Annotated in this window: 17 protein-coding genes; 10 read left to right on the top strand and 7 right to left on the bottom strand. The window is 58.8% G+C overall.

Annotated features, from left to right (window positions below):
• Window positions 1–12 precede the first annotated feature (12 nt).
• From QYQ93_RS24495 to QYQ93_RS24470, 6 genes are all read left to right on the top strand, one after another.
• Window positions 13–579, top strand: coding sequence for a YfiR family protein (locus tag QYQ93_RS24495; protein WP_043046734.1), 567 nt, complete (start codon window positions 13–15; stop codon window positions 577–579).
• Window positions 576–1,838 (top strand): diguanylate cyclase domain-containing protein, encoded by a 1,263-nt coding sequence (locus tag QYQ93_RS24490; RefSeq protein WP_043046735.1) that lies wholly within the window; start codon window positions 576–578, stop codon window positions 1,836–1,838. The genes QYQ93_RS24495 and QYQ93_RS24490 overlap by 4 nt, the downstream gene beginning before the upstream one ends.
• A gap of 5 nt (window positions 1,839–1,843) precedes the next feature.
• A complete protein-coding gene (locus QYQ93_RS24485; RefSeq protein WP_043046736.1) occupies window positions 1,844–2,335 on the top strand; it encodes an OmpA family protein in 492 nt (163 codons plus the stop codon).
• Window positions 2,336–2,651: 316 nt separating this feature from the next.
• A complete protein-coding gene (locus QYQ93_RS24480) occupies window positions 2,652–3,512 on the top strand; it encodes a TauD/TfdA family dioxygenase (protein ID WP_235387795.1) in 861 nt (286 codons plus the stop codon).
• Between the two features lie 138 nt (window positions 3,513–3,650).
• Window positions 3,651–4,499 carry an EamA family transporter gene (locus tag QYQ93_RS24475; protein ID WP_338475652.1) on the top strand — a complete coding sequence of 283 codons (849 nt, stop codon included), beginning with the start codon at window positions 3,651–3,653 and terminating at the stop codon, window positions 4,497–4,499.
• Complete coding sequence (locus QYQ93_RS24470; protein WP_338475651.1) at window positions 4,499–5,446, top strand: LysR substrate-binding domain-containing protein; 948 nt, start codon at window positions 4,499–4,501, stop codon at window positions 5,444–5,446. Before QYQ93_RS24475 ends, QYQ93_RS24470 begins: the two co-directional genes overlap by 1 nt.
• Window positions 5,447–5,491: 45 nt before the next feature.
• On the opposite strand, the gene QYQ93_RS24465 is transcribed toward QYQ93_RS24470, so the two are convergent.
• Entirely contained in the window at window positions 5,492–5,782 is a 291-nt protein-coding gene (locus tag QYQ93_RS24465) for a DUF3077 domain-containing protein (RefSeq protein ID WP_043046739.1), read from the bottom strand.
• Window positions 5,783–6,114: 332 nt separating this feature from the next.
• Window positions 6,115–7,062 (bottom strand): LysR family transcriptional regulator, encoded by a 948-nt coding sequence (locus tag QYQ93_RS24460; protein ID WP_338475650.1) that lies wholly within the window; start codon window positions 7,060–7,062, stop codon window positions 6,115–6,117.
• A 133-nt stretch (window positions 7,063–7,195) separates the two neighbouring features.
• Here QYQ93_RS24460 and QYQ93_RS24455 point away from each other — a divergent pair, with 133 nt between their 5' ends.
• Both QYQ93_RS24455 and mmsB read left to right on the top strand, forming a co-directional pair.
• Window positions 7,196–8,713, top strand: a complete 1,518-nt coding sequence (locus tag QYQ93_RS24455; RefSeq protein WP_338475649.1) for a CoA-acylating methylmalonate-semialdehyde dehydrogenase — start codon at window positions 7,196–7,198, stop codon at window positions 8,711–8,713.
• Window positions 8,714–8,728: 15 nt separating this feature from the next.
• Complete coding sequence (mmsB, locus tag QYQ93_RS24450; RefSeq protein WP_043046742.1) at window positions 8,729–9,616, top strand: 3-hydroxyisobutyrate dehydrogenase; 888 nt, start codon at window positions 8,729–8,731, stop codon at window positions 9,614–9,616.
• Between the two features lie 46 nt (window positions 9,617–9,662).
• Here mmsB and QYQ93_RS24445 read toward each other — a convergent pair whose 3' ends face one another.
• Window positions 9,663–10,007: a cupin domain-containing protein gene (locus tag QYQ93_RS24445; RefSeq protein WP_043046743.1), complete on the bottom strand. Its 345-nt coding sequence runs from the start codon at window positions 10,005–10,007 to the stop codon at window positions 9,663–9,665.
• Window positions 10,008–10,336: 329 nt separating this feature from the next.
• Between QYQ93_RS24445 and kynB the strand changes: the two genes are divergently transcribed.
• Both kynB and kynA read left to right on the top strand, forming a co-directional pair.
• Window positions 10,337–10,987: an arylformamidase gene (kynB, locus tag QYQ93_RS24440; protein ID WP_338475648.1), complete on the top strand. Its 651-nt coding sequence runs from the start codon at window positions 10,337–10,339 to the stop codon at window positions 10,985–10,987.
• The gene (kynA, locus tag QYQ93_RS24435; protein ID WP_043046745.1) at window positions 10,984–11,841 is read left to right on the top strand and encodes a tryptophan 2,3-dioxygenase; all 858 of its coding nucleotides are present in this window, start codon (window positions 10,984–10,986) and stop codon (window positions 11,839–11,841) included. Before kynB ends, kynA begins: the two co-directional genes overlap by 4 nt.
• Window positions 11,842–11,986: 145 nt before the next feature.
• Here the strand turns inward: kynA and QYQ93_RS24430 are convergent, their stop codons facing one another.
• The 4 genes from QYQ93_RS24430 to antA form a co-directional block, all read right to left on the bottom strand.
• Complete coding sequence (locus tag QYQ93_RS24430) at window positions 11,987–13,387, bottom strand: amino acid permease (protein WP_043046746.1); 1,401 nt, start codon at window positions 13,385–13,387, stop codon at window positions 11,987–11,989.
• 71 nt (window positions 13,388–13,458) lie between these two features.
• Window positions 13,459–14,466: an anthranilate 1,2-dioxygenase electron transfer component AntC gene (antC, locus tag QYQ93_RS24425; RefSeq protein ID WP_338475647.1), complete on the bottom strand. Its 1,008-nt coding sequence runs from the start codon at window positions 14,464–14,466 to the stop codon at window positions 13,459–13,461.
• A gap of 148 nt (window positions 14,467–14,614) precedes the next feature.
• A complete protein-coding gene (gene antB / locus QYQ93_RS24420; RefSeq protein WP_056845953.1) occupies window positions 14,615–15,106 on the bottom strand; it encodes an anthranilate 1,2-dioxygenase small subunit in 492 nt (163 codons plus the stop codon).
• Window positions 15,106–16,497, bottom strand: coding sequence for an anthranilate 1,2-dioxygenase large subunit (gene antA / locus QYQ93_RS24415; protein ID WP_043046749.1), 1,392 nt, complete (start codon window positions 16,495–16,497; stop codon window positions 15,106–15,108). Before antA ends, antB begins: the two co-directional genes overlap by 1 nt.
• Window positions 16,498–16,676: the final 179 nt, after the last annotated feature.

Below are 16,676 nucleotides of genomic sequence, written 5' to 3'. Positions count from 1 at the left end.
GAGAATTGCTGCATGAACGTGGCTGGCTCGCCCACAGAGCGTAGTTTGAGCTGGAGACGCATGTTACTGGTGGCGGTTCTGTGCCTGCTCGTGACGCCTCTGTCGGCACAGACCCAAAGCCTTGCCGAACAGCGTGCCCAAGCGGTCACCCAAGTGGTGCTCGGTATCCTCAGCTACGCCCGATGGCCGGTAGAGCCTGCGCAGTTGCGACTGTGCGTTGTCGGGCCGACCCAATACACAGACGACCTGGTCAAAGGCACCACCCAGGCTACCGGCCGTCCGGTGCTGGTGCGGCGCCTGCTGGTCGATCATCCCGACATCGTCAACGCCTGCGACGCCGTCTACATCGGCAAGCTCACCGCGGACGAACGCAGCCGCTTGTTCACCTCGCTGATTGGCCACCCCGTACTCAGCATCAGCGAAGGTGGCGACCAATGCACGGTGGGCAGTCTGTTCTGCCTGCGAGTGAGCGATGAGCAAGTGTCGTTCGAGGTCAACCTGGATTCCGTCGCCCGCAGCGGTGTGCGCATCCACCCCAGCGTATTGCAGTTATCTCGCCGTCGAGCGCCTGGCTCATGAGCGGCACTAAAGTGCGGCCGACCCTGCGCTCGGTGATTGCCCGTGGGCATATGATCCTGGCCCTGGTGGCAGTCACCCTGGCCAGTGTGTCCTTGACCCTGCTCGGCGTACTTGCCCTGCGGGTTTACGCCGAGCACAACCTGCACCTGATCGCCCGTTCCATCAACTACACCGTGGAAGCGGCGGTGGTGTTCAACGACAGCGCGGCGGCCACCGAAGCCCTGAGCCTGATTGCCTCCACCGAGGAAGTGGCCCAAGCGGAAGTTTTTGATATCAACGGCAAGTTGCTGGCGCGCTGGGTACGCCCGGAAACCGGCATGTTGTCACGGGTCGAGTTGCAGATAGCGCACGCTCTGCTTGAACAGCCCATCAGCCAACCGATCCTGCGCCAAGGGCAAACCGTGGGCAGCATCCACCTGGTCGGCCACGGTGGCAGCCTGTTGCGCTTCTTGCTCAGCGGCCTGGTCGGGATTTTAATCTGCACCGCCCTCAGCGCCTGGGTGGCCTTGCACTTGTCGCGACGCCTGTTGAATGGCATTACCGTGCCACTGCAACGCCTGGCCGCCGTGGCCCACGCGGCCCGCAGCGAGCGTGACTTCGACCGCCGCGTTCCCTCCGCGCAGATCGCCGAACTCGACAGCCTGGGCAGCGACTTCAATGCCCTGCTCGGCGAGATGGAAGCCTGGCAGAGCCACCTGCAAAGCGAGAACGAAACCCTGGCTCACCAGGCCAGCCACGACAGCCTCACCGGCCTGCCCAACCGCGCGTTCTTCGAAGGCCGGTTGATCCGTGCCTTGCGCAGCGCAGCCAAGGTCAACGAGCAAGTGGCGGTGCTGTTTCTCGACAGCGACCGCTTCAAAGACATCAACGACAGCTTCGGCCACGCCGCCGGCGATGCCGTACTGGTAGCCGTTGCCGAGCGCGTGCGTGCGCAACTGCGCGAGGATGACCTGGTGGCGCGCCTGGGCGGCGATGAATTTGCGGTATTGCTGGCGCCCCTGCACAAGGCCGAAGACGCCCAGCGCATCGCCGACAAGATCATTGCCAGCATGGACGTGCCGATCCCACTGCCAGGGAACACCCAGGTATTGACCTCCCTCAGTATCGGCATTGCCATTTATCCCGATCATGGCGCCACTCCCGGCACCTTGCTCAACGCCGCCGATACGGCGATGTACCAAGCCAAACGACTGTCCTCGGGCGGCCAGCAAACGGCGGAGTCGGAGCGCCCCGTCGTCAACGTTCAACACAGGAGTTGATTCCCTTGTTCGCTAACACGCGCGTTTTGTTTATTTCTTTACTCGTTGCCTTCCTGGCCCTCAGCGGCTGTCAGACGCCACCGCCCAAGGGCCTGACCCCGGCGCAAGTCGCGGTGCTCAAACAACAAGGCTTCGAGCTGACCGACGAGGGCTGGGCCTTCGGCCTGTCTGGCAAAGTGCTGTTTGGCAGCGACGTCGAAACCCTCAACAAACCCAGCACCGACATCGTTGAGCGCATCGGTAGCGCCCTGGTTGGCGCGGGCATCGAGCGCGTGCGCGTTGACGGCCACACCGATGCTTCCGGCAAAGAACCCTACAACGTGGCGCTCTCCCTGCGCCGCGCCAAAAGCGTCGGCAAGGTGCTGACCCGCGTGGGTATGAAAGAAGAAAACATCCAACTACGCGGCCTGGGCAGCAGCGAGCCAGTGGCATCGAATACGACAACGGCAGGCCGAACCGAGAATCGCCGGGTCTCGATTGTAGTGATCGCGGACTAAGGCAACTCGCCGGCCTCAACCTGAAATGCAATCCAATGTGGGAGGGGGCTTGTTCCCGATAGCAGTGTGTCAGCCAATACAATTGGTGACTGACACGCCTATATCGGGAGCAAGCCCCCTCCCACATTTGTTTTGCGGTGTGCTCGCGGGAGTGTATTGCTCGATGCGAAAACCTACCAACGACCATTAGGAGTTTTCTCTGTAGGAAAAGCCTGTCATGACGAATTTTAATGGCTGAGCTGATGAAGTTTCGCTTTTTCGCAAGTGGTGGGCTTAGTTAAATGGACGCTATAAATAACTACCGTAAAGGATTGCGATGAATATAAATGTCAGTAATTTTCGCCAGGAAGTATCTAAAGTCAGGCTTTCGAAAGATGCATTTGCAGAGCTATTGACGGTAAGAGAAATATTCGAGGTTGGAAGTCAAGGTGTTAGATTCGATACCAAGGTCGCTTACATCAATCCTCTACAGTCAAGCGTGCTGAGCGAGGAGCTGAATAGAATACGAAATATGATCGATCATGAAAGTCATGTCTTGATGCTCGATGGCTTTAAGGTGGATAAACTTTCAAATTTCAAATCTCTGGTATGGACATTCGCTTCCTTGCTCGGTGTGCCAATGGTGCAGAATCATCTTGGTCATAAAGTTATTGAGGTTTATGACCGAGGCGGCAAAAGCATTGAGGAAGGTTCGAGATACCATCAAACCCGTCAGGGCGCCTACGTACATAACGATGGTGTAAGCGACCCGCTGCCTATCGATTACTTAATCTTGGCTTGTGGACAGAAAGCACTTTTAGGAGGTGAAAGTATTCTCATCGATGCAAGCGCGGTATACGCGGAGCTAATGGCGTTCCCAGAAGTATTGGAAGAGCTCAAATGCGACTTCTTTTTTGAGAATCGTGGCATGTCAGAGGATGAGCAACTGTTTAAAGCCCCCATCCTCAGCTTTTCCAGTGAAGGTATTCCACTGATAAGATACTTTCGAGTCTACATTGAGTCAGCTCACCTTAACGCAGGAGTGCCTTTAACAGCAGCTCAAACCCAGGCGCTGGACTTTCTGGATACTGTTCTCGATCAGTCATCGGTTCAGCATCGAGTACTGCTGGAGCCAGGGCAAGTGCTTATTTCAGCCGATAACAAGTTTCTGCATACGCGCACCACTTCATTGATATGAATGCTCCACGTTCCGAGATCAATGATGCGGAGCGTTTGAGTGATCTGAATCGTTATATGCTACGGATTTGGTTACGCAAACAATGATGCATCCGTGTTCATAACGTAAGTCCTCTAATATTCGCCATAAGCCGAGCCCATGGAAAATTCCGATATAGCGATCACGTTGGTCTTGATCTCTGCCTTTATGCACGCCACTTGGAATGCCGTAGTTCGCGCCGGTAGCAGTCGCTTCATGACCTTGGCCATGGTCGATGGCACCGCGCTAGTGATATGCCTGCTGGCGTTGCCGTTTGTCAGCGTGCCTGGCTTAGAGGTATGGGGCTATATACTCGTCTCCGTGGTGCTCAATACGGTCTACCGGCTATTTTTGATTAAAGCGTACGAAACGGGTGACTTTGGTCAGGTTTACCCGGTGATGCGTGGGGTGCCACCCGTGTTGGTCGCGCTGTTTTCTTACTTTCTGCTGCATGAACAGTTGTCATGCCAGGCGTTGACGGGAGTGTTGCTGATTTGTGTGGGGATTATCAGCCTGACCTTTGTGCGCAGGATGACGGCGCAGATGTTCAAGCCGATCCTGATGGCGGTGTGCGCCGGTGCGTTTATTGCGTCTTACACGGTGGTGGATGCCAAAGGTGTAAGAGCCAGTGAGACGGTGCTGCAGTACATCATCTACCTGACAGTGTTCCAAAGTATTCCGATCCCGATGCTGGCGTTTTCCAAAGAGCGTTCAGCCTTGGCTCGTGCGATACGTGGGCATTGGCGAGTCGGGCTATTAGGCGGTGTTTTTTACCTGGCGTCTTACGGATTGGTGTTGTTTGGGTTGTCGCTGGACGCGGTGGCCAAGGTCTCAGCTCTGCGGGAAACCAGTGTTATTATCGGCGCCATTATTGCCGCGCTGTTCTTTCATGAACGGTTCGGTTGGCGACGGATGCTTTCGGCGTTCGTCATTGTTTGCGGGATCATCTTGATCAAAGTGAGCACCTGATGGCCCAGCGCCCGCCACCCACACCTATGCTTCAAGCGTTCGTCAGCGCTGCGCAAACCGGTAGCTTTGCGCGTGCAGCGTCTGAGCTTAACCTCACCGCCAGTGCCATTAGCCATCAAATTGCGGGCTTGGAGGAGTGGTGGGGCGTGTCGTTGTTTGAGCGGCACTCGCGTGGCGTCAAACTGACGGTGGCAGGGCACGCTTTGTTGCCGGTTACCGATGGTTTCTTCAAATCGCTGGATGGGGTGCTGCATTCACTCAACCCCGGTAAATCCCAACCGTTGTACCTCTCCTGCACGTCTTCTCTATGTTCGACATGGCTGATCCCCAGGATGCACGGTTCTCACACTGAGGCTTCATTCAACTTAGATCTGGTGTTGACCAGCGCCGACATGAACCGCGCTAGCCTGGAGGCTCATCAATACGATGTCGCAGTGGTGATGGGGTATGGTGATTACCCGGATCATCACGTCGAATTACTGATGCGCGATGCGGTGTTCCCGGTTTGTTCACCGGAGTTTCTGCGGTTGAAGGGTGATATTGCACTGGCGGATGTCGCCCGGTATCCGCTGATTCATCGGGTGGACGATCAGGTGTGTCCGGGGTGGGAAAGCTGGTTTGCGTTTCAGGGGCTGGCGGCGCCGCCTTATCACCACGGGCCGAGATTTCCGGATTCGAGCCTCGCGATCAGTCTGGCGGTGAAGGGGGGAGGGATAGCGCTGGGCAGGACTGCATTAGTGTATGACCAATTGGACGATGGTGCGTTAGTTGCGTTGAATAGTCCCGTGATGATGTCTCCAGCGGCCTACTACATCATTTGTCAAAACGGGCGTCAGTCGGAGCCGGATATTGCTCGGCTGATTGAATGGCTCAAGAGCAGTGCGGGTGAGTTTCTGAGCGAAGTTCGGGCTCGGTATCCGCAGATAGCCGGGGCTGGTGGGGTTTAAATATGGGAGGGAGCAAGGCTCCTCCCACATTCGGGCGGTGTTCGTTTAACTTCCCGGCGTCATCGCCTGCGTCAAGTCATCTACCACGGCCTTGCCCATCTCACACAGATAATGCGCGGCCCACGCGTACTGCTCGCCGCGCACATCCATGGCGGCTTCCATCGCGAGTTTCTTGGAGTAAAAAAGCAGGGTGGATGCGTGTTCCAAGGCTTCCTCAATCGGCATGCCAGCGTTGACGCGGAAGAGTGGTTTTTGATTTTCGCCGTAGTCGCCGAAAGTGACGACGCCGAGGGTAATGATCGAGGAAAGGGGTGGATCTGGAACGATCTTGGACATGGTTTTTCCTTAGGTTAATAAGTAGAAACCGCCACGGCATGTCGCTAAACATGGAGAGGTGGCAGCTGTACGCGGGTTAGCGAACCGGTAACCTAGGAACCCGGTAGACCCGAAGGTCTCCCGCGCACAGCCGCCATAACACGATAAGGCAAGCAAAATTGGCCTGCCAAAGTCAGTTGAGAGCGATGTACCTACGTTTCTCGGGTCGCTAAACCCAGCCGCTGTTTTGCAGCGACCCGAGGAGGCTAGACATTCAAATCCTATGGCGCAATAGGCCAAGGATTCTCTAGGAAACGTCCTGCAATTTAAAGCGAATCGTCGTTGCTGGCCCTTTAATCCGCGAAGGTGATTTCCCGCGTCTGCCCCATCAACAACCCCTGATTCTGCTCCGTCACCTCCCTGATGTAATCCCACAACAACGTAATCCGCTTCAACTTCCTCAAATCCTCCCGGCAATACATCCAGAACTGCCGCGTAATCGCAATCTGCTCTCCCAGCACCGGCAACAAGCGCGGATCCTGCGCCGCCAGAAAGCACGGCAATATCGCCATCGACCTTCCTTGCTGCGCCGCCACGTACTGCGCGATCACGCTGGTACTGCGCAGGCTGGCGCTGGCGCCGGGCACCACATTCGCCAGGTACAGCAACTCCGAGCTGAACGCCAGGTCATCCACATAGCTGATAAACGGATGCTCGGCCAAATCCGCGGGTTTGCGGATCGGCGGGTGTTGGTCGAGGTAGTCCTGGGTCGCATACAACTGCAATTTGTAGTCACACAGTTTGCAGCACACATAGGGCCCGTGCTCCGGGCGTTCCAGGGCGATGACGATGTCGGCTTCGCGCTTGGACAGGCTGATGAAGTGCGGCAGCGGCAGGATATCCACCGAGATCGCAGGATAGGTGTCGACGAAATGGCTCAATTGCGGGGTGACGAAGAAGCTGCCGAACCCTTCGGTGCAGCCCATGCGCACGTGGCCGGACAGCGCCACGCCGGAGCCGGAGACTTGTTCGCAGGCCATGTGCAAGGTGCTTTCGATGGTCTCCGCGTAGCCCAGCAGCCGTTGGCCCTCGGTGGTGAGGACAAAGCCGTTGGTCCGGGATTTTTCGAACAGCAGGGTACCGAGCGACACTTCCAATGAGCTGATGCGCCGCGACACGGTGGTGTAGTCCACTGCCAGGCGCTTGGCAGCCACGCTGGCCTTGCGGGTGCGGGCCACTTCGAGGAAAAACTTCAGGTCATCCCAGTTCAGGGTGCCCAGGGAGGTGATGTTTTTTTGCATATTGGACCGGCTTTTATGTGCGTTCTTATTAGAAGTTTGCACATCTATACTCCAAAAACAGTCCGAACGCCTCATTCTTCAAGGCGATTCAACGCCTTGGTTCTCTGCATAAATACAAGATTCTGGAGACCACATGAACGCATCTGCCGATATTTCCGTGCAACAGGTCAAGTTGCTGATCAACGGCGAGTGGGTCGAGTCCAAGACCACGCAGTGGCAAGACATCGTCAACCCGGCCACCCAGCAGGTGCTGGCCAAAGTTCCGTTCGCCACTGCCGATGAAGTCAACGCTGCCATCGATGCCGCCCATCGTGCCTTCCAGACCTGGAAGCTGACGCCTATCGGCGCGCGCATGCGCATCATGCTCAAGCTGCAAGCCTTGATCCGTGAACATTCCAAGCGTATCGCCGTGGTCCTCAGCAATGAGCAGGGCAAGACCATTGCCGATGCCGAGGGCGATATTTTTCGTGGCCTGGAAGTGGTCGAACACGCCTGTTCCATTGGCACTCTCCAAATGGGCGAGTTCGCCGAGAACGTAGCCGGTGGCGTCGACACCTACACCCTGCGCCAGCCTATCGGCGTGTGCGCCGGCATCACCCCATTCAACTTCCCGGCGATGATTCCGCTGTGGATGTTCCCGATGGCCATCGCCTGCGGGAACACCTTCGTACTCAAGCCATCCGAGCAGGACCCGCTGTCGACCATGCTGCTGGTAGAGCTGGCCCTGGAAGCCGGTGTACCGGCCGGCGTACTCAACGTGGTGCATGGCGGCAAGGACGTGGTGGATGCACTGTGCACCCACAAAGACATCAAGGCCGTATCCTTCGTCGGTTCGACCGCCGTGGGCACCCATGTCTACGACCTGGCCGGCAAGCACGGCAAGCGCGTGCAGTCGATGATGGGCGCCAAGAACCACGCCGTGGTGCTGCCGGATGCCAACCGCGAACACACCCTCAATGCCCTCGTCGGCGCCGGTTTCGGCGCGGCGGGCCAGCGTTGCATGGCCACTTCGGTGGTGGTGCTGGTGGGTGCGGCCAAGCAGTGGCTGCCGGACCTCAAGGCCCTGGCGCAGAAGCTCAAGGTCAACGCCGGCAGCGAAGCCGGCACCGACGTCGGCCCGGTGATCTCCAAGCGCGCCAAGGCACGCATCCTGGAGCTGATCGAAAGCGGCGTGAAGGAAGGCGCCAAGCTGGAACTGGATGGCCGCGATATCAAGGTGCCGGGCTTCGAACAAGGTAACTTTGTCGGCCCGACCCTGTTCTCGAGCGTCACCACCGACATGCGCATCTACACCGAGGAAATCTTCGGGCCGGTGCTGGTGGTGCTGGAAGTCGACACCCTCGATCAAGCCATAGCCCTGGTCAACGCCAACCCGTTCGGCAACGGCACTGGCCTGTTCACCCAGAGCGGTGCGGCGGCGCGCAAGTTCCAGAGCGAAATCGATGTGGGCCAGGTCGGTATCAACATCCCGATCCCGGTGCCAGTACCGTTCTTCAGCTTCACCGGCTCCCGTGGCTCCAAGCTCGGCGACCTCGGCCCGTATGGCAAGCAAGTGGTGCAGTTCTATACCCAAACCAAAACCGTCACCAGCCGCTGGTTCGATGACGACACCGTCAACGATGGCGTCAACACCACCATCAACCTGCGCTGAACCTGGGAGACGACCATGAAGATCGCATTTATCGGCCTGGGCAACATGGGTGCACCCATGGCCCGTAACCTGATCAAGGCCGGGCACGCGCTGAACCTGTTCGACCTGAACCAGACCGTGCTCAAGGAACTCGCCGAATTGGGCGGCACCATCAGCAGCTCGCCCCGTGATGCGGCCCAAGGCGCGGAACTGGTGATTACCATGCTGCCGGCCGCCGCCCACGTGCGCAGCGTATGGCTCAATGAAGACGGCGTGCTCGCAGGCATCGGCAAAGGCGTGCCAGCGGTGGATTGCAGCACCATCGACCCGCAGACCATCCGTGATGTAGCGGCAGCGGCAGCGAAACAGGGCGTGGCCGTGGCCGATGCACCGGTTTCCGGCGGCACTGGCGGCGCGCAAGCCGGTACGCTGACCTTCATGGTCGGCGCCAACCCGGAACTGTTCGCCACCCTGCAGCCGGTATTGGCGCAGATGGGCCGCAATATCGTGCACTGCGGTGATGTCGGCACCGGGCAAATCGCCAAGATCTGCAACAACCTGCTGCTGGGTATCAGCATGGTCGGCGTCAGCGAAGCGATGGCCCTGGGGGATGCGCTCGGCATTGATACGCAAGTGCTGGCCGGCATCATCAACAGTTCCACCGGGCGCTGCTGGAGTTCGGACACCTACAACCCTTGGCCCGGGGTGATCGAAACCGCGCCGTCATCGCGTGGTTACACCGGTGGTTTTGGTGCCGATCTGATGCTCAAGGATTTGGGCCTGGCCACTGAAGCGGCACGTCAGGCACACCAGCCGGTGATCCTCGGTGCGGTGGCCCAGCAGCTCTATCAATCGATGAGCCAGCGTGGGGAAGGGGGTAAGGACTTCTCGGCGATTATCAACAGCTATCGCAAGCCTAAATAGGGCGGTTTCCGGGGCCAGCAAACAGCTGGCTCCCGGGTTTTGCGGGTCAGGCAAACACAAAATACTTACGCACCGTCTCGACCACTTCCCAAGTGCCCTTCATCCCCGGTTCCACCACAAAGATATCCCCAGCGCGCAAATGAATCGGCTCCATGCCTTCCGGCGTGATCACGCAGTAGCCTTCCTGGAAATGGCAGTATTCCCACTTCACGTATTCGACATACCACTTGCCCGGCGTGCAGATCCAGGTGCCCATGATCTTGCTGCCGTCTTCGCTGGTGTAGGCGTTGAGGTTGACGGTGTGCGGGTCGCCTTCGAGCTTTTCCCATTTGCAGGCATCCAGGACCGGCATTGGGTGGGTGTCGCGCAGTACGGTGATGGGCTTGGACATGATGCCTCCGAGGCAAGGGTAGAAGAGTCGAACCCTATAGCGTCGCGGCTGGGGCTGGTGGTCTGGACTCGACATCGGTATGCCCAGAAGCGCAGTTAATGTGGGAGGGGGCTTGCTCCCGATAGCAGTGTGTCAGTCACTGCTATGGCTACTGACACACCACTATCGGGAGCAAGCCCCCTCCCACATTGGATCTGTGTGAATTGTTCGGTAATTTGTCTTTTTATCGCAGTAACTGCGAAAGAATTCGCCCATGACGCCAGAATTCGCAAGAAAATTCACAGCTGGCCCTCGTATCATTCACCCCAGTACCCCGTGAGAGCCTTGCAATGAACCCAATAAAAACGTGGTGGGATATCAGCCCGCCCTTGAGCACGGCGACCCCGACCTGGCCGGGGGATACGCCGTTCCAGGAAGAGCGCGTGTGGCAGTTCGGCCCGGAGTGCCCGGTGAATGTGGGGCGTGTGACCTTGTCGCCGCACACCGGTGCCCATGTGGATGCTCCGCTGCATTACAGTGCCGACGGTGCGCCGATTGGCGAGGTGTCGTTGGACGTGTACATGGGCCCGTGCCGGGTGCTGCATTGCCTGGGCAGCGGCGCGTTGGTGCAGCCACACCAGTTGCAAGGCCGTGTGGATAACCTGCCGGAGCGCGTGCTGCTGCGCACTTATCCACAAGCGCCGCTCACCGAATGGGATGCGAATTTCACCGCCATCGCCCCACAAACCATTGAACTGCTCGCCCGCCTGGGTGTGCGCCTGATCGGTATCGACACGCCGTCCCTGGACCCGCAACAGTCCAAGACCATGGATTCCCACAACGCCGTAGCCCGTCACGGCATGGCGATCCTCGAAGGCATCGTGCTCGATGAGGTACCGGAGGGCGACTATGAACTGATCGCACTGCCGCTGCGCTTTGCCAACCTCGATGCCAGCCCGGTCCGCGCAATCCTGCGCCCGCTCAAGGAGCCCACGCGATGAGCCAATGTCCCTTCTCTGCCGATTACCAGCCACCGGAAGAATGGCATAACGCCGAACTGAATTTTTCCGAGTCCATGAGCTATGGCGACTACCTGGACCTGGGCAAAGTCCTCAGTGCCCAGCACCCGCTGTCGCCGGACCATAACGAAATGCTCTTCATCATCCAGCACCAGACTTCGGAGCTGTGGATGAAACTGATGCTCCACGAACTCAAGGCCGCCCGCGAACACGTGCGCCTGGGTGAGTTGCCGCCGGCGTTCAAGATGCTGGCGCGAGTCTCGCGGATCTTCGACCAACTGGTGCACGCCTGGGCGGTGCTGGCGACCATGACGCCGTCGGAGTACAAGGCAATTCGCCCGTTCCTGGGGCAGTCGTCGGGGTTCCAGTCGTTCCAGTACCGCGAGATTGAATTCATCCTCGGCAACAAGAGCCCGGCCTTGCTGCGGCCCCATGCCCATCGGCCAGAGTTGTTGCAGGAACTTCAGGTGGCGATTGCCACGCCGTCGCTATATGACGAGGCGATCAACCTGATGATCAAGGCGGGGCTGGCGATTGACCCCCAGCGCGCCGAGCGCGACCCGACCGCGGCCACAGTGCACGATGAGTCGGTGGAGGCGGCGTGGCGTGAGGTGTATCGCGACCCGAGCCGGTATTGGGATTTGTATCAGTTGGCCGAGAAGTTCATCGACCTGGAGGATTCGTTCCGGCAATGGCGCTTCCGGCATGTGACCACGGTGGAGCGGATCATTGGTTTTCAGCCGGGCACCGGTGGCACCGAAGGCGTGGGTTACCTGCGCAAGATGCTCGACACAGTATTGTTCCCCGAACTTTGGCGAGTACGCTCGACCCTCTAAACAAAAAGCCCCGGATTACCGGGGCTTTTCATTTGGAGTGCAGTTAAAAATGTGGGAGGGGGCTTGCTCCCGATGGCGGAGTGTCAGTCACTGGATGTGCTGGCTGACACACCTGTCATCGGGAGCAAGCCCCCTCCCACATGGGTTATTGCGTTACTGCAACCGTCGTGTTTCTCATCCGCAACCGATAGGCCACATAGATAATCCCCACCCACACTGGCATCGCATACACCGACTCGCGAATTCCAGGGATTGCCAGCATCACGCTGATGATCATCAGCATGAACGCCAGGCACAGGTAATTGCTGAACGGGAACCAGAAGGTCTTGAACGACGGCGTCACGCCTTGCTGGCCCATGGCCTTGCGGAACTTGATATGGGTGATGCTGATCAGCGCCCAGTTGATCATCAGCGAAGCAACCACCAGCGCAAACAACAACTCCAGGGCGCTTTGCGGCGCGACATAGTTGACCACCACGCACAGCATCGTCACCAACGCCGAAATCGCCAACGCCCGCAGCGGCACGCCTTGCTTGTTGAGCTTCATCAGCGCCTTGGGCGCGTCACCTTGCTCGGCCAGGCCGAACAGCATGCGGCTGTTGCAATACACGCCGCTGTTGTACACCGACAACGCCGCGGTCAGCACCACGAAGTTGAGGATGTGGGCGGCGGTGTCGTTGCCGATCAGCGAGAAGATCTGCACAAACGGGCTGCCGCTGTAGGCATCGCCGGACGCGCCGAGGGTCTGCAGCAGTTGATCCCACGGGTACAGCGACAACAGCACGGTCAGCGCGCCGACGTAGAAAATCAGGATGCGGTACACCACCTGGTTGATCGCCTTGGGGATCACTTTGCGCGGCTCGCTGGCCTCGGCGGCGGTGATGCCGACCAGTTCCAGGCCGCCGAACGAGAACATGATGAAGGCCATGGACATCAACAGCCCCATGCCGCCATTGGGGAAGAACCCGCCATGGCTCCACAGGTTGCTGACCGAGGCTTGCGGGCCACCAGTGCCGCTGAACAGCAGGTAGCAGCCGAGCACGATCATGCCGACAATCGCTACCACCTTGATGATCGCAAACCAGAACTCGGCTTCACCGAAGAACTTCACGTTCAAGGTGTTGATCAAGTTCACCGCGACAAAGAACACCAGTGCGCTGACCCAGGTCGGGATCTCCGGCCACCAGAATTGGATGTACTTGCCCACGGCCGTCAGTTCGGCCATGCCCACCAGCACGTAGAGCACCCAATAGTTCCAGCCCGCTAAAAAGCCCGCGTAGCCGCCCCAGTACTTGTGCGCGAAGTGGCTGAAGGAACCGGCCACCGGCTCTTCGACGATCATCTCGCCGAGCTGGCGCATGATCAGGAACGCGATAAACCCGGCCACTGCGTAGCCCAGGATCATCGACGGCCCCGCCGACTTGAGTACCCCGGCCGAGCCGAGGAACAAGCCTGTACCAATCGCACCTCCCAAGGCGATCAGCTGAATGTGCCGGTTCTTCAGGCCTCGCTTGAGGCCCACCGGGTTAACCATGTCATCCGCCATTAACATTCCCTTCTACTTGTTTTTCTCAAGGGTGATTGCACGCCGCATCGGCCCCTCAGAACTGCTGAGGGTCAGATATTACTCTGCGTAAACTTTTCGTAATACAGCTGAACGCCATCAAGTGCCTGATCCGCCAGCCATTGTTGGATGGATTCGACCATTGGCGGGGGACCGCACAGGTACATATCCGCCGATCTGTCCCGCAATTCGGCCAGGTCAAAATGCTCGGTAAGGTAACCGCGCTTGCCGGCCCAGTCATTGGAGGGTTCGCTGAGCACTTCGGTGTAGCGAAAGCCCGGGATTTTCCCCGTGTAGTCCTGGATACGCGCCGCTTCACATAAATCCTCGGCACCGCGCACGCCGTAGTACAGGTGCACCGGTTGCGCACAGCCGTTGGCCGCCAGCTCATCGAGCATGCCCAGCAACGCCGACAAGCCGGTGCCGCCCGCCACCAGCACCAGCGGCTGGGTGACATGGCGCAGGTAGAACGCACCCAATGGCGCCTCCAGCAGCATCTCGTCGCCCACCTGGCAGCGCTCGCGCAAATAGTTGCTCATCACCCCATCCGGCAGCAGGCGCACCAGGAATTGCAGTTGGTTGCCCGGCCGATTGGCGAAGGAGTAGGAGCGCCAACTGTCGGTGCCGGGCACCGCGAGGCGCGCGTATTGGCCGGGCAGGAAATCCAGTGGCTGCTGCAGTTGCACCTGCAAGATCGCCGTGCTGGTCGATATTTGCTTCACCGCGCTCACTGTTCCGCGTACTCGCGCTGGCCCGGACGCATTGCACAGGCTTGAATCGAAGTCGAAGTAGAAGGTGGCGTCGGACTGCACCCGGGTCTGGCAACTGAGCATCTTGCGTTGTTGCAGGTCGAGGCTGGAGAGCGCTTCGTCGTCTACATAGTCCTGGGTGTAATCCCCCGATTCGCAACGGCCCTGGCAGGTGCCGCACACGCCTTCGCGGCAATCCAGCGGGATCTTGATGCCGTTGCGCAGGGCCGCGTCCAACAGGATTTCATGGGCGCCCACCGGGAAGAACAGGGTCTTGCCATCGGCAAAGCTGAAGGCCACTTTGTGATTCATTCACATGACTCCGTGGATAGGTATGAACACCTGTAGGAGCGAGCTTGCTCGCGAAGAACTTCAACGATGACGCCGGGTAGCCTGGATGCACGCGGTGTGCTTGAGTTTTTCGCGAGCAAGCTCGCTCCTACAGGGGAATGCCCAACTGTTACAGGTGATAGAAATCCAGCACCGAATTGATGGTGTCGTTGAGCAGCAAGGCGTGCTTGCGCGTAATCAACCAGCTGTCGCCCTCGGGCTTGAGGCGATAGGTTGCGTGCCCATAGAACTGCTCGGACGTAGCCAGCCGATAAAACAGCGTGTGCCAGTTCAAGCGCACCTCCAAGGTGCCGTCGCTTTGTTCGGCAATGCGTACGTTATTGATCAGGTGCAAGGTGCGCGGCATCGGTGTGGCTGAGGCGGCCTTGCCGGTGCGCAGACGGAACACGCGGTCTTCCAGGCCCGAACGGTTGGCGTAGTAGATCAACGACATCTCACGCTTGGGGTCGCGGGTGTAGACGTGTTCCGAGTCCCACTGCGGCAGGTGGAATTCACTCTGCGGGTCGAACAACTGCACATAGGCATCCCAGTCCTGGGCGTCGCACAGTTCGGATTTGCGGTAGAAAAACTGCTCGATCTGGTACTGCAATTGCGCATTCATCACTTCACCTCCCGCAGTGTCAGCGCTTGCCGGTCCAGGCCCTTGAGCAGGAACTGCTGCCAGTTGCGATGCTGGTTGACGTACAAGCCTTCGTGGGTGAACTCGGTGCCGGTCATGGCTGGTTGGATGCCAATGGCTTCGCTGTTGGGAGTAGGTCCGGTTTCCCAGCGGTGGCTGCCCCGTGAGATATCGCTCCAGCGCTCCAGGCGGCCCTGGAAACCGCGCTGGGCTTCGCGAAATTCCACCAGGTCGTCCGGCGTACCCATGCCCGAGACGTTGAAGAAATCCTCGAATTGGCGAATGCGGTTTTCGCGATCTGCATCGGACTCATCCTTCACACCCAGGCACTGGCTGATGATCTCGGTCTTGTTCCAGGCCACAGGGCGGATGATGCGCAGCTGTGAGCTGATCTGGTCGAGAAAGAACAGGCTCGGGTAAATGTTCAGGTTGCGCAGGCGGTGCATCATCCACTCGGCCTTTTGTTGGCCGTGTTCCTCTACCAGGCGCGGCATGATCGTGGCGTAGCCCGAGCGCACGCTGGGGTTGGGCATGTCGCTGAACAACACGCTGTGGCCGTTGTTGAAGGCGAACCAGCCGTCGTCGGTATTGGCGTCACCGGCGCCGAGCTTGCTGTAGTCCAAAGTCGTGCTCGAACCTGTGCCGTTCTCGGTATTGACCTGCTGGCGATGCTGCACCGTGGCCACGTAGTTGTAGTGCACGGTACTGACGTGATAACCGTCCAGGCCGTTTTCGTTTTGCAGTTTCCAGTTGCCGTCATAGGTGTAGGCGGACTTGCCCGGCAGCACCTCCAACTCCCCAGTGGCCGATTGCGCCACCATCATGTCGAAGAACACTTTGGCATCGCCGAGGAAGTCTTCCAGGCTGTCCGTGCCCTGCACGTCGAGGCTGATAAACACAAAGCCCTTGTAGCTGTCGATGCGGGCTTTTTTCAGGCCTCGGGTGGCTTTGTCAAACCCTTCCGGATATTCCCCGGGTGCCTTGACTTTCACCAACCGGCCGTCGCTCTTGTAGCACCAGGCGTGGAACGGGCAGGTAAAGGTGGACTGGTTGCCCTTGCCCACCCGGGTGAGGGTGGTGCCGCGATGTTGGCAGGCATTGATCAACGCGTTGAGCCGGCCTTCGCCATCGCGGGTGATGATCATTGGCTGGCGCCCGGCGCGCATCGTCACGAAGTCGTGGTTGTTCGCCAGTTCGCTTTCGTGGCAGGCGTAGATCCAGTTCTTTTCGAAGATCAGTTCCATCTCCAGGTCGAACAACTCGGGCTCGGTGAACATGTCGCGGGCGATGCGAAACACCGCATCGGCCGGGCGAAAATCCAGGCAGCTTTCGATAAAGCTCTTCCACTGCTCGACGCTTCTTGCACCACTCATGGAGGCACCTTTTGATCATGGCTAAACGGTGAGCCATTAAGAGCCTGTGAGTTGGTGGCGGGCTATCCGCTTAATGGGGGAAGCTGGGCCGCAAAGTTGGGCAGCAAATACCCACGGCGGTGCGCGCAAGTGACAGCATGCGCTACTGTGATTGCAGGCGAAGGTCGCAAAAGGCTGGG

Origin of the sequence: Pseudomonas khavaziana (assembly GCF_036704165.1) — a bacterium.
Taxonomy (GTDB): domain Bacteria; phylum Pseudomonadota; class Gammaproteobacteria; order Pseudomonadales; family Pseudomonadaceae; genus Aquipseudomonas; species Aquipseudomonas khavaziana.
Note: the sequence above shows the minus strand (reverse complement) of the source record. Positions and strands in the feature narration are given on the sequence as shown.